Raw genomic sequence first — 14,262 nt, forward strand, 5'->3', positions numbered from 1 at the left:
TCCCCTATTACACTTATATTGTTATGTACGAATTAATAAATCTCAATAGTTGCACCAGCTACTAAATCATTCGCTGTTACCACTTCATCTCCCTCTAACATAATGCATCCTGGTCTTTCTGCTTCTGGACCACCCTTGAAATCAAGTGTACAATGTCCTAAACCTCTTAATGTTGCATTCGCTTCAGAACCAACTGCAGATACGGTAAATGGCATATCAGCGATTACAAAAGTATCTCCAACCTTTACGTCTTCTACTAATTCTGCTGCTTCATGTAGTACACATAATTCTGCTAATGCAGGTGGTGCATCGTCATTAAAGATAATGATAAAGTTAGTCTCTGGATCCCCTAAAAATGCAAATGCATCTGGTCCATTTCCTGTAATTTTTGAACAATATTTCATATTGCTCCTCCTTTCTACTATTAGCCAACATCCTTATTTAATTTTACCTTCTTATATGTAGCCTGTCAATATGAGATTGTGAAATTTTACTAAATAAAGTGTATATTTTTTCTATTTCTAATGGAACTTTATGTTCAGAATGCTGAAGTTTTTTACTTCATTCATATTTTCCCAGAAGCATCAAAGGTCACTTCCAGGCGATGAAATGCCCAAAAAGGGCCAGGAACATTCTCCCGGCCCTTACACGGATGAAACTTTCTTCTATTTTGTTTCGAATACTGAGTAGTAATGTTTTAAACAATTCTGGATACCTGCTTTGATAGCAGCTCTTAAGGACAGATAGTCTTTTGCTCCACTTTCGTCTGCAGATGCCATTGCTGCCAGATATAAGTCTGTATAGATATTTACTTTGGAGATTCCTTCTTTTGCACAGCGGTTTAAGTTGTCATCTCCAGATCCGGATCCTCCATGAAGTACCAATGGTACATCGGTTGCCGCATGAATCTCTGCGAGACGGTCAAAGCTGATCTCTGGAATTGCTTTTGCCTTGTATACTCCATGTGCCGTTCCGATGGAAATTGCCAGAGAATCACATCCGGATTCTTCACAGAATTTCTTTGCCTCTTCTGCAGTTGTGTACAGTGCATCTGTATCATTTTCATCGAAGTTGCTTGCAACGTGTCCAATCTCTGCTTCTACGGATACATCTTTCGCTTTGGCATATTCCACCACTTCCTTTGTGATAGCAACATTTTCCTCAAAACTCTTCATGGATGCGTCGATCATAACGGATGTAAATCCAAGATCAATGGCCTTTTTACATGTCTCTACACTCATACCATGGTCTAAATGCAGTACAACCGGTACAGATGCAGCATCTGCATATTTCTTTCCGACCAGAGCAGCATCCTCCAGGGTAAGGTTATCTCCCAAATGTGCTTCTGCCACACCAACGATCAGAGGCAGACCTAATTCTTGTGCTACTCCAACATGATATTTGATGCTTTCCATATCCAATACATTGGCAGATGGAATGGCATAATGTCCTTCCTGCGCTTTTTTAAATAATTCTTTGGAATTTACTAACATGAAAAATCCTCCTATTCACCAATAATAATAATCTTACATTTACGTTCACGCTCACGTGTACGGTCAAAGTCTACAAAATATACATATCCTGTAGATCCGACTCCCAATTTTCCTTCGTCGACTTCTAAGGTTGCACTGGACCCTAAGATGGTAGATTTCAAATGGGCATCACAGTTTAATAACGCAGTACGATCTCCACCCGGAAGATAATCTGCTGCATTCGGCCAGGATTCCACATCTAAGAAATGAGCTTCACCTGGATACATGTATCCGCCTGCTGGTGGCATTTCTGTCTGATTAGGAATGATTTTCTGTAATGCTTTATCTAAATCGATCTGAAGAAATTCTGTTCCATCCTCGATGGTATCATGTACAAATTCTTCAAAAAATACAGAGCATGTTGTATGAGGAGAAATAATCGTAACGATTCCATTTTGAATATTACTATTTGTAATCGCTTCTTTTACCTGAGGGGTAATATTGATAAAAGTAGGTGTGGTACCATGTGATTTTAACTTAATTGTTTCTTTATATACAGCCATCGTTCGTCCTCCTATTTACTATTTACCTGTTCGTTCGTTATAAGCTTTTATAATCGCTTCTGCCATCTCTCTTACACGTAATGCTGGTGATGGTGCATTTAAGATACCAGAGGTACATCCCGTTCCATCAGAACCAGCTTTTACAATCTTGTAGCAGTCTTCTGCCGTGCTTACTCCAGAAGCGATCATTGGCTGAACATTTGGATTGACTTCCAGCATCTGTTTCACTGTTTCAACCATATAAGAATCATCTGCAATCTGTCCGGTTCCGATTAAGTCTGTAGGCTCTGCAATGATAATATCAGGATCCATAATCGCAACTGCCTTTGCTTCTGTCGTGGAATCTGCACATGCAATTGCAATAATTCCCAATTCTTTGCAGCGTCTGATCGTCTTATATAATTCGCTTAATGTTTTTGGATTTTCAGCGTGGTTAATAAAGGTCGCTTCTACTCCAGCTTCTTTTAATGCTTCTGGAAGAATTTTCGCCATCCCGCGTCCAGGAGTCAGAGAATCCATAGACTGTGCACAGATGGTCAAATGCTTTGTATTTTCCTTAATCAAACGAACGTCTACTAATGGACATGTAAAATAGATCTGGATTCCTGTATCTTCTGCTACTTTATCTGCTGCTTTTGCCAGTTCCAGGCTGGATTCCCCATACAAATAATTTTTAGGATTTACAACCAAAAATGGTACTCTTGCTTCTGCCATAATAAATATCCTTTCTCTCATAAATCGAATAGATTCATAACAATGGTAACAATTTCTCCCCATGATTCTAAACAAGTACGCCGCAAAAGGCGTACTTGTAAAGATAAATATCAGCTAATTAGAGCAATCTCTTATAATAAATTTGTTTTTCCGTACATTTTATCCTGTTCCTGACGTAACTTATAGATTAATGTTGTCTTGTCAAGATCGATCATATCTAATGTAAGAAGCTGTCCTTTTTTACAATCTTTCTTCATAACAGCACCTTTTGTTACAAGACCAAATGGTACATACATATTCTTGTCAGATTCTTCAGCAGAGCAGATAGAACCGTGTGTTGTATATCCACCAATACCATCGATTACCTGTCCAGCTTTTAAGTCAACTTTCGCACGTGTAATACATTCAGATACTAAACCATCGATTGGTACACATGTTGTTTCCTGATCAATGACTAACTTAGCAACTGTTAATGGTGTTTCTAAGTTACATAAGTGATATGGACGGTATAATGTCCAAAGTGGTCCAGGACCCATGCTGTGGTATCCCATCTGGTAAGCGATTTCATCGTTCGGTGTAGAAACAGTTACGAATACTCCAGGAGCAACTCCGTTAACATATTCAACTACGCCATGTTTATTTAAGATACCGCCATCTTCTTTTAATTTAAAGATGTCATTTAACTGTTTGATACCTTCTGTACCAGGAGCTGTTTCTGGTCCATGTCCACCGATAACATCTGGAACTAATCCTGTGTAGTTAGACATAGCAGTCATTTCTACCATTGTCTTTGTACCATCTTTGAATGCACAAAGCATTTTTGGAGACATTTTTCTTCTTGTAGCTTCTTCTAATACAGTATCTGGGTTACAGTCATAATCAAGTTTGTTGTTTTTACCTTTACCCATTACTTCAACATTCATACCCATTGCTTTTGCAAAGCAGTATAATTCCATAACGGCACCTGGTTCATCCCCTGCAGATCCTGTGTATAATACACCTTTCTGTTCTGCATATTTCTTCAGGTAAGGTCCAATAACTACGTCTGTTTCTACGTTCATCATTACAACGTGTTTTCCGTTGTCCATAGCATCTGTAGAAACTTTTGCTCCAACATCAGGTACACCTGTTACATCAACAACAACTTCTACAGCGTCAGCCTGAGTAACGATGTTAGAATCAGCTGTAGCAACATATTTTCCAGCTTCTAAAGCAGCATTTGCTTCTGCTACTGTGTTACATACTGCAATATCTTCTTTTGCTACGCCTGCATATTCAAAAGCATGTACAGCGTTCTCAACAACAATATCAGATACAACTGCTGGTTTGATACCATTCATTAATACCATCTGAGTTGTCATTCCACGACCCATCTGTCCAGCACCAACGATACCTGTATTGATGATTTTGCCTTCTGCCTGTCTTTTGATTAATTTCTGATCCATATTAAGCATACCTAAAATTCCTCCTTGCTTTTAAAAATCATTTTACTACTCTATGCCAAGAACCGCATCCTAAAAAGGCCCAAGGGATTTGTGTTCCTAAACATCTTACTATAACATCTTCTGTGCACAATCCACATCGGTAATCAAAATATTGATAAATTGTGCACGGATCGCTCCTTTGATGGCATTGACCTTTTCCACTCCACCGCCAATTCCTACGCGGTTTTCCACTTTCTTTAACTGGTCCAGTGGAATACTTGCCACCTTGTCATTAAATTCCCGGAAAGGTTCCGTATTGCCTTCTTTATTGAAATACCGAAGTGCAATATCACCAACCGCTCCTCGCTCTACAAATTCATCCAGCTTTTTCTCATCAATGTATCCAGCTGATACCATAGTAGAACCGCCTCGCTCAGGAATTCCAATTCCCATGACTACACTATTTAACTTTTTAAAATAGTCATATATATAATTCACAGACTTTTCCTGAAGGAAGCCTTTCATAACTTCTTCATTGGAAAATACTGCTGGAGCCAAAAATTGAACATATCTGCCACCAAACTTTTGTGCAAAGCTGGCTGCAATCTGATTGGCCTGCACATCAATCTTGCCCATCTTGGTCTGGCTGATGCCTCCAAACAAAGGAACAAATAAAAACTGCTTGTCAAACTCATACTGCTTCTTAACATTAGCTACATTATATAAGGTATAGCCCATGGCCAATCCAATGGTGTCCCCATCCTTAAACAAATGTGAAAGATATTCAAAGCTTGCTTCACTCAATCGCTGTATTCTGTCCTCATATGTATCCAACGGCTGATTATCTACGATAATGACTTCTTTCAAACCATATTTTCTTTCCAAGTCCTTCTCCATCTTACCGTAATCAAAATCAATTGGATTGATCACTTCGATTCTGACAATTCCCTGCTCGCGTCCAAGTTTGAGCATCCTCGAAACTGTGGCTCTAGATAATCCTAAGGAATCGCAAATGCTTTGTTGGGTCATCTGATCTGTATAATATAAATCACAACATTTATAAATCAGTCTCAAATCATCAACTATCTTTTTCATTTCCTCCTCCAATCTATTGTTGTCCACACATTTTCATTATTTATGTTTTCTTTGATGTCTTATCCTTACAATGTTATTGTAACAAGTCATTTTTACATTGTCAAACATTTTTATTGAATAAATGTATAAGTATGTTATTTATACATTTGATTTATACATTTGTGCAAATAAGTAGCGGGAATATGAGAAAGTATAGTTCTGTCCTATATCTATGGTGTAAAATTTCATTTCATTCTTACAATATCTCTGTGCAGAGAATAATACTACATCCTTTCTTTTCTTTCACTGTAAGAAAAAGAAGCCTTTGGTTTTATTTTCCAAAGACTTCTTCTTATTTTTCATAAATTCACGGACCTTCCACCATCAATCACATAATTACTTCCAGTAATCCAGCGGGCTTCCTCTGAAATCAGATAACAGACAAGCTTTGATACATCTGCTGCCGTTCCAATTCCCATTGGATACTCCTTTGCAGTTTCCTCCAGAAATTCCTCATACTCAAAATGTTCGATCAACTGGTTCTTTACCTGAAATCCCGTATTGATCATTCCGGGATTCACAGAATTTACCCGAATATAGTATTTTGCCAATTCCTTTGCCAGAGACTGAGTCATCATATCCACTGCAGCCTTGCATGCGGAATAGGCCATACAGCCTCCGGTAATCTTAGAAGCGATGGAAGAGATATTCACAACACATCCATATTCCGCATGTTTGATCAGGCGAAGCAGCTTCTTTGTTACTCGAAATGGAACATGAACATTCACATCGAACATGTGCTGCCACTGTTCCTTTGTAATCTGCTCAATCCCTCCACCTGCCATAATTCCTACATTATTAATCAGCACATTCACATATCCGTAACGATCCAGAAGATAATGATAAACATCCGACAGTGCTTCTTCCGTTGTAATATCCCCCTTTAGAAAGACTGCTTTCTCTGATGCCACCAACTTTTTTGCTCCTTCTATTCTTGCTGCATCTCTGGAGATCGATACCACTTCATATCCCCTTTCCAGAAGATCCTGTACGATAGTCAGTCCAAGACCTCCTGTTCCTCCGGTAATAAATGCAACTTTCTTCATAGAACTTAACACCTCTTCTTTATTTTTTTAATACTTCCAATAAGAACTCCCACACACGTTTTACGGAAGAGATAGACATCCGTTCTTCTGTCGTATGAATGTCATCCATATCCGGTCCAATAGAAACACAATCCAGGCCTTCCATCTTCTCTGCAAACAATCCACATTCCACACCAGCATGAATTGCCTCTACCACAGGCTTTCTTCCATATAATCTCTCAAACACTTCTATCATATCTTCTCGAAGCTTAGAATCCGGATTATACTGCCATCCCGGATATTGGCCGCTTACTTTCATTGTTCCATTCCATTTCTGAAGGATCTCCCTCATTTTTGCGATCAGCTTTTCCTTCTCTGTATCTACAGAGCTTCGAACCGCATATCCCATGCACATTTCCTCATCTTTTAATAATGCAGTTCCCATATTCAATGAAGTTTCTACCAGATCCTCTATGTCCTTACTCATAGCCTGAACACCATTTGGCATCTCCTTAAAATACTGAAGAATAGATGCAAACCCTTCTTGGGTTACAGCCTTATAGGTTCCCTCTGCTTTTTCCTCTACGATCACTTTGATCCCAGGATCAGACTGTCCAAATGCTGCCTTTATCGTCTGGTTGTATTCTTCCAGAGCTGCATAAAATGCCTGCTTTTCGTCTGGTTGTATTAGGATTTCTGCTTTGGTCTCTCTTGGAATCGCATTATCCTTATCTCCACCAGCAAAGGAAACCAGGGAAATTCCACACTGCTGTGCCAGATGATCCAACGTTATCCCCAAAAGCACATTGGAATTGGCTCTTCCTTTGTTGATTTCTGTTCCAGAATGTCCACCGATCAGTCCTGTCACAGTAATCTCACAAAGTTGTCCTTCCATCTCAGCTCTCTGTACCGGAAGAGAAACTGCCACAGAAGCACCACCCGCACATCCAGCTAAAAAGACTCCTTCATCCTCAGAATCCAGATTGATCATTCTGCGCCCTTTACACATAGAAACATCAATTCCCGTTGCACCGATTAGTCCAACTTCCTCTCCTGTTGTCAAGATCACTTCCAGTCTTGGATGAGGAATCGTATTAGATGCCAGCAGCGCCAGACCATATGCTACAGCAATCCCATCATCTCCTCCAAGAGTTGTTCCTTTCGCCTGAACATAATCTCCATCGATTTCCAATTCTAATGGATCATTGAGAAAATCAATCTCATAATCCGGTGTCTTCTGACAGACCATATCCAAATGCCCCTGAAGAACAACCGTCTCTTTGTCCTCATAACCTTTTGTTGCTTCTTTTATCATGATTACATTCTTCTGTTCGTCCTGATAAGCAGTAAGCCCATGGTCCTTAGCAAATTTCATACAATAATCGCTGATTTTTTCTTCCTTGTAAGATGGATGAGGAATCTGACAGATCTCCTCAAAATAATGAAATACTTCTTTTGGTTCTAAATGTGATAAAACACCCATATGACATCCTCCTAATATGAATAAATTCAATCGCAGACTTTCTATCTGCCTTTTCTTTCTATTATAACCCGATTTACACAATTTTTAAATGAATAAAAATTTACTATCTTTTTCTGTACTTTCCATATATAATATTGGAAACGAGAGGAGCATTTTATGTATTATTATCATTTTCATCAATGGTTATCATTTTTTTATTTTTACTGTTTCTTCGGATGGTGCTTTGAATCCACCTATGTCTCCTTAAAAAGCCATAAATTCATCAATCGTGGTTTTATGAAGGGGCCCTGGCTTCCTCTATACGGAAGCGGTGCCATCTGCGTCCTTTTTATCACTCTGCCATTTCAGCAGGACTGGCGCCTAGTCTATCTGATCGGAGCGCTAGCTGCCACTCTTCTGGAATATGTGGTCGGAACTGCTATGGTATCCTTATTCAAAGTACGCTATTGGGATTACAGTAACCGTAAAATACAGCTTCATGGTCATATCTGCCTATCATCTACCATCGCCTGGGGCTTTCTAAGCCTTCTGATGGTTTACGTTGTACATGAACCAGTGGCTGACTTTATTCTCAGCCTAAACAACGACCTTGTTATGGCCATTACCTTTTTCATTACGGTCTTCATGGTTTATGATTTCACCAACGCATTCCGCCAGGCTATGGATTTACGTGCTTTGATCATTCAGGCAGAAAAAATCTGTCTGGAGCTTGGAGATCGACTGGAACTCCAAAAAGATCTACTCAAGGCAAATGTGGAGGATCGAATGACTATTATGAATGCACGCATCGACTATATCCAGAATTATTGGAATGATCAGCTGGAAGATAAGAAAAACGAGATGCAGACTGCATTAAATGAACAGCTTATCCAGACCGAAGAACAGCTGGCCAATTTTGAATGGATGATAGAAAAAGAAATTTATGATTTGAAAAGCCGGATGGAAAAAATCAGAGAGCGCATGCTGCTTCCTGCTTCCCGACCGCTTTTACAAAATCCCGGTGCAAAGTTTACGACTTTAAAGAAAGAAACAAAGATATTAAAAGATCGGTTAAAAAGAAAATAGGCATGTAAAAAGGGAGCAACATGCTCCCTTTTATACATACTTCCATACTATAAATCAATTTACCTTATTGCATTGAATGCCGTTACTCATTCAATAATAATTTTACGCTTCCATAAATTCCAGCGTCATTTCCCAGTGTTGCCAAAACGACTTTTGTTTCTTTACATGCATGAAATGCATATTTTTGATAACCAGCTTCAATAGAAGCGCGCAGGATTTCTCCCGCTTTGGATACACCGCCTCCTATGACAAATACCTCTGGGTCACAAACACAGGAAATATAAGACAATGCTTTCCCAAGCTTATCGCCTGTATCCTCTAAGATTTTCTCTGCCAGCTTATCGCCTGCTTTTGCTGCATCTAATACATCCTTTGCCGTGATGTTTTCTTTTTCTCTCAAGAGAGATGGAAGATCGCTTTCTTTTAATTCCTTTTTGGTCATACGAACAATCCCTGTAGCAGAAGTAAACTGTTCCAGACAACCTGTGTTGCCGCAATTGCACGCTTCTGTTTCTGTATCTGAAATTTTGATATGTCCGATTTCGCCGCTGGCACCATGCACACCTGGAAGAACTTTGCCACCGATGACCATGCCGCCACCGACACCAGTCCCAAGTGTTACCATCACACTATTTTTGGCTCCTTGGGCCGCACCCTTCCAGCATTCACCAAGAGCTGCCACATTGGCATCATTGCCCGCCCTGACGACCAATCCAGTCTTATTTCTTAATTCATATTCTAATTCAACATCTTTCCAGCCCAGATTCACACATCCACGCACAATTCCTTTTTCATCTACTGGACCTGGAATCCCAATTCCTATTCCCAATACTACATCTTGAGTAATGGATTGTTCCTGCATTTTATTCAGAATAGTATCTGCAATATCATCTAAAATATTTGCGCCACTATCTTCTGTTCTGGTAGGAATCTCCCATTTTTCAATCAAGCTTCCTGTAATGTTAAATAAGCCTGCTTTAATTGTTGTGCCGCCAACATCAATCCCGAACGCGTATTGCTTCATCTTTTCCTGACTCCTTCTTTTTATCAATTTTCTTTTCTTGTTTCTTTTTCTTCTTCTCTATCGGCTTTTGAAATTTAAATACTGCTGCACCATACGCAGGCAATGGATATGCAAAGGAATACTCATGTCGGTCTGCAGAAATTTTTTCTGTCCGATAAATGGATTTTTCCATATTCATTCCACTTCCACTGTATTTTTGATCATCACTATTTAAAACCAATTCATATTCCGTATCTTTATATGCCCCAACACGATAGTCTGTATATGCCACTGGTGTAAAATTGCAGACAAATAGCAGATGATCTTTTCCGTCCTCCGAATGCCTTTCAAAACTAAAAATACTTCTTGTATTGTCATCGGCATTGACCCACGTAAATCCTTCTTCTTTACAATCCAGCTCATACATACATGGGTGCTCCCGATAGAGGTGAAGCAATTCTTTCATATAGGACTGCAAATTTCGATGAAGATCATATTGTAGCAAGTACCAATCCAACTCTCTTTCTTCGCTCCACTCTCTTCCTTGTCCAAAGTCCTGTCCCATAAATAGCAGCTTCTTTCCAGGATGCCCTGTCATATATGTGTACGCTGCCTTTAGATTGCCAAATTTATCCCAATCCGGCATTTTGCCAATCATTGATTTTTTCAAATGCACAACTTCATCATGAGAAAGTACCAAAATATAATTTTCTTTATATGCGTACATCATACTAAAGTTCATCTTATTATGATGATATTGCCGATAAATGGGATCCATCTTCATATATTCCAGGAAATCATTCATCCATCCCATATTCCATTTAAAGGAGAACCCAAGCCCTCCATCCTCGGCTTTTCCTGTAATTTTCGGCCATGCCGTTGATTCTTCTGCAATAATCATTGCTCCACTTCCATCTTTTGAAATAATCGAATTCAAATGCTTGATAAATTCAATGGCTTCCAGATTACGATTGTCCCCAAGATGATTTGGCTTCCACTGTCCAGGTTCACGACAAAAATCCAGATACAGCATAGAAGCAACCGCATCTACCCTAAGTCCATCAATATGATATTCTCGGAGCCAGTAAAAGGCATTGGCAATTAGAAAGTTCCGAACTTCATTTTTACCATAATCGAAAATCTTTGTTCCCCATTGTGGATGATTGCCTTTTTGATAATCTGCATATTCATATAAACAGGTTCCATCGAACTCTGCCAATCCGTGGGCATCCTTTGGAAAATGTGCCGGTACCCAATCTAAGATCACTCCAATGCCATGTTCATGAAGATAATCCACCAGATACATAAAATCCTTAGGACTTCCATGGCGTGAAGTTGGTGCGTAATAGTTGGTTACCTGATATCCCCAGGAGCCATCAAATGGATGTTCTGCAATTCCAATCAACTCCACATGAGTATATCCCATTTCCAATACATAATCGGTGAGAGAATGGGCAAATTCTTTATAATTATAAAATCCCTGTGGATTTTCATAAGAAAATGGATGCTTCATCCAAGATCCTGGATGTACTTCATAGATGAACATCGGCTCTTTTGTCATATCCTTTTTCGCCCTTTCAGCCATCCATGTTTCATCTTTCCAGTCAAATCCCTGAATCGAAGCCACTTTGGATGCATTGCCTGGTCGCATCTCACAGCTTGTGCCGAAAGGATCTGCCTTTAATACATCATAGCCATGACAATTACAAACACAATATTTATAAAGCACGCCTTCTTCTAACCCTGGGATAAACACTTCCCAGATGCCTAGTGGATCCTTCTTTTCCATCGGATGTGCCTCTCGGTTCCATCCATTGAATTCTCCTACTACACTAACATATCTCGCATTTGGTGCCCAGACTGAAAAAAAGACTCCTGTCTCTCCATCCATTTCTGCGATATGAGATCCTAACTTTTTATAAATATTATAATGTCGTCCCTGCCCAAACAAATATTGATCTAATTCTGTCATTTTAAATTCATTTACATCAGCCACTTCTCTCACCTGCCTATCTTCCATAACGCTTTGTAATAGAACATAATTTCCCGATTAACTCATCAGAAAACTCTCCTTTTTTTAATCTCCATCTCCAGTTTGTCCCAGTAGTAGAAGGTGTATTCATTCTTGCCTCATTTCCATAACCAAGAAGATCCTGCATTGGAATCACACAAAGCTTAGATACACTTCTCATCGCTGCACAAACCATAGGGAGATGCATCTGATCATCTGGAGTAAAATGGTCACACAGATAATCACGTACCATTTCTTTTTCTTCTTCTTTTAGTCCCTCACAAAACCATCCAATGACCGTTTCATTATCATGCGTTCCTGTATATACAACACTGTTCTTCCCATAGTTATGAGGAAGATAATCTGCTGCACTTCCAGAATCTCTGGAATCAAAAGCAAATTCCAGCACTTTCATACCAGGATAACCAGTATCGTTTACCAGCTTACGCACGGTATCCGTTACATAACCCAGATCTTCTGCAATGATTTCTTTATCCTTAAATAATTCTAATGCCTTTTGGAATAATCCAATACCAGGTCCCTGTTCCCAATGTCCATCAACCGCTGTTTGGGCTCCATATGGAATGGAATAATATTCATCAAATCCACGAAAATGATCAATCCGAACCGTATCATACATAGAAAAGCAAAACGCCAGACGTTTCATCCACCATTCATAATCCGTTTCTTTGTGATAATCCCAATGATAGAGAGGATTTCCCCACAACTGTCCAGTTGCAGAAAATCCATCCGGCGGACAGCCAGCCACTGCAACTGGTCTTCCCTCTTCATCAAACTGAAACAGCTCTTTATTCGCCCATGCATCTGCACTATCAAAGGATACATAAATTGGAATATCTCCAATAATCTTGATTCCCTGTTTATTGGCATACGCTTTCAAATCCTTCCATTGTCTGCGGAATTCAAACTGCATAAACTGATAGAATAAAATATCCTCCTTCAGTTCCTCTTTCTTCCTATCCAATGCCTTCGGATCTCGAAGCTTCAAATCCTCTTCCCATTCACTCCATGCTCTGCCATTATGCTGATTTTTTAATGCCATAAACAATGCATAGTCTTCCAGCCACTCTTTTTCTATTTCTAAAAATTGTTTAAACTCCTCATTCTGAATCATATGACTTCTTGAGTAGGCTTTTTGCAAAAGCCCGTATCTGCCTTCATATAACTTTCCATACGCAACAAACTGCTCCTCTTGTCCAAAGTCAACTGCTTCACACTCTTCCCTGGTCAACCAGCCATAGGAAACCAGCCGATCCAGATCAATATAATACGGATTTCCGGCAAACGTAGAAAAGGACTGATATGGAGAATCACCAAATCCGATCGGTCCCAAAGGGAGAATCTGCCAATACTTCTGTCCCGCTTCTTTCAATTGATCCACAAATTCATATGCTTCTGCTGAAAAACACCCTATTCCATATCTGGATGGAAGACTGCTAATGGAAAGTAACACACCACTTGCTCGCATAATTGTTCTCCTCCTATTCTTTTATCTCTATTTTAATCCCAAAATGATCAGAAATTACCGACTCTTTTTCACCAGAAAAAACAACCTGGGAAGATACTACATGAACTTTCTTACGAGACCATATATAATCAATTCTCATTCCGACATTCTCTCCATCTTCCCAACCATCAATAGTTCCTGGGACTGTAATTCCATCATCTCTTTTTTCCGCAATTTCATAAGTGTCTATCCACCCTAAACTCTTAACATAATCGTACCCTTCACCACGAACATCTGCTTGACTGTTAAAATCTCCCATCAAAAAAATATTTTCCTTCTTTTCGGAAAGTATTTCCTGGATTCTATCCATCTGTGGCACAAAAGATTCGTCTTCATCCTTCCACCATCCCATGTGAACGGAATACACCCATACCGGCTCATCTTCTATCAACAGCTTAACCCCAATCATTTTTCGTGTCTTCCAATTATAAAAATCCTGCAAACTGGAAATATAAAATTCCTCTGCTTCTAATACGGGATACCTGCTGATAACAGATAACCCCTCATCGTATTGATCATATCCAAGCTTTGCACAGCACCACGTAAAGCTATGCTTCACGCCCATTTCCTCTAACTTTCTTGAAATCAGAAAAGTACAGTTATCCTCTTTGATCACTGTATCTTCATAACAGGATACAAAGGAGCCTAAAAGCTCCTTTGATACCTTTGGTGCTGTGTGAGTCTGACTGCTCTCCTGAATCGCAATAACATCAATTTCCTGTTCTATAATATATTTGGCAAAGAGGTCTATATTACGATGGTACTTTTCTTTCTCCTGTTTTCTTGAATGACTATGTATATTCATTGTTAATGCTTTCATTGATCGCACTCCTGACTTCT

At 39.4% G+C, this 14,262-nt stretch carries 13 protein-coding genes; 1 reads left to right on the forward strand and 12 read right to left on the reverse strand.

Features of this window, described 5'->3' with window-relative positions; all coding sequences use genetic code 11:
- Window positions 1-32: 32 nt before the first annotated feature.
- The 8 genes from BHF69_RS10295 to BHF69_RS10330 form a co-directional block, all read right to left on the reverse strand.
- Window positions 33-404: a PTS glucitol/sorbitol transporter subunit IIA gene (locus BHF69_RS10295; protein WP_075671255.1), complete on the reverse strand. Its 372-nt coding sequence runs from the start codon at window positions 402-404 to the stop codon at window positions 33-35.
- Window positions 405-665: 261 nt separating this feature from the next.
- Window positions 666-1,493 (reverse strand): class II fructose-bisphosphate aldolase, encoded by an 828-nt coding sequence (locus BHF69_RS10300; protein WP_075671257.1) that lies wholly within the window; start codon window positions 1,491-1,493, stop codon window positions 666-668.
- 11 nt (window positions 1,494-1,504) lie between these two features.
- Entirely contained in the window at window positions 1,505-2,035 is a 531-nt protein-coding gene (locus tag BHF69_RS10305) for a YjbQ family protein (protein WP_075671259.1), read from the reverse strand.
- Between the two features lie 18 nt (window positions 2,036-2,053).
- A complete protein-coding gene (locus BHF69_RS10310; RefSeq protein WP_075671261.1) occupies window positions 2,054-2,749 on the reverse strand; it encodes a triose-phosphate isomerase in 696 nt (231 codons plus the stop codon).
- A 131-nt stretch (window positions 2,750-2,880) separates the two neighbouring features.
- Window positions 2,881-4,203 (reverse strand): NAD(P)H-dependent oxidoreductase, encoded by a 1,323-nt coding sequence (locus tag BHF69_RS10315; protein ID WP_075671263.1) that lies wholly within the window; start codon window positions 4,201-4,203, stop codon window positions 2,881-2,883.
- Window positions 4,204-4,302: 99 nt separating this feature from the next.
- Window positions 4,303-5,268: a sugar-binding transcriptional regulator gene (locus tag BHF69_RS10320; RefSeq protein WP_075671265.1), complete on the reverse strand. Its 966-nt coding sequence runs from the start codon at window positions 5,266-5,268 to the stop codon at window positions 4,303-4,305.
- Window positions 5,269-5,606: 338 nt separating this feature from the next.
- Window positions 5,607-6,353 (reverse strand): SDR family NAD(P)-dependent oxidoreductase, encoded by a 747-nt coding sequence (locus BHF69_RS10325; RefSeq protein WP_075671267.1) that lies wholly within the window; start codon window positions 6,351-6,353, stop codon window positions 5,607-5,609.
- A 19-nt stretch (window positions 6,354-6,372) separates the two neighbouring features.
- Window positions 6,373-7,815, reverse strand: coding sequence for an aminoacyl-histidine dipeptidase (locus BHF69_RS10330; RefSeq protein ID WP_075671269.1), 1,443 nt, complete (start codon window positions 7,813-7,815; stop codon window positions 6,373-6,375).
- A gap of 156 nt (window positions 7,816-7,971) precedes the next feature.
- Here BHF69_RS10330 and BHF69_RS10335 point away from each other — a divergent pair, with 156 nt between their 5' ends.
- Window positions 7,972-8,880 (forward strand): putative ABC transporter permease, encoded by a 909-nt coding sequence (locus tag BHF69_RS10335; RefSeq protein WP_075671271.1) that lies wholly within the window; start codon window positions 7,972-7,974, stop codon window positions 8,878-8,880.
- Window positions 8,881-8,962: 82 nt separating this feature from the next.
- Here BHF69_RS10335 and BHF69_RS10340 read toward each other — a convergent pair whose 3' ends face one another.
- From BHF69_RS10340 to BHF69_RS10355, 4 genes are read right to left on the reverse strand one after another with little or no spacing between them, the layout of a single operon-like run.
- A complete protein-coding gene (locus BHF69_RS10340) occupies window positions 8,963-9,904 on the reverse strand; it encodes an ROK family glucokinase (RefSeq protein ID WP_075671273.1) in 942 nt (313 codons plus the stop codon).
- Complete coding sequence (glgB, locus tag BHF69_RS10345) at window positions 9,879-11,855, reverse strand: 1,4-alpha-glucan branching protein GlgB (RefSeq protein ID WP_242946153.1); 1,977 nt, start codon at window positions 11,853-11,855, stop codon at window positions 9,879-9,881. The genes BHF69_RS10340 and glgB overlap by 26 nt, the downstream gene beginning before the upstream one ends.
- A 37-nt stretch (window positions 11,856-11,892) precedes the next feature.
- Entirely contained in the window at window positions 11,893-13,386 is a 1,494-nt protein-coding gene (gene malQ / locus BHF69_RS10350; RefSeq protein WP_075671277.1) for a 4-alpha-glucanotransferase, read from the reverse strand.
- A 10-nt stretch (window positions 13,387-13,396) separates the two neighbouring features.
- Window positions 13,397-14,242 (reverse strand): endonuclease/exonuclease/phosphatase family protein, encoded by an 846-nt coding sequence (locus tag BHF69_RS10355; RefSeq protein WP_075671279.1) that lies wholly within the window; start codon window positions 14,240-14,242, stop codon window positions 13,397-13,399.
- Window positions 14,243-14,262 lie beyond the last annotated feature (20 nt).

It is taken from the genome of Anaerostipes sp. 992a, assembly GCF_001940245.1.
Taxonomy (GTDB): Bacteria; Bacillota; Clostridia; order Lachnospirales; family Lachnospiraceae; genus Fimousia.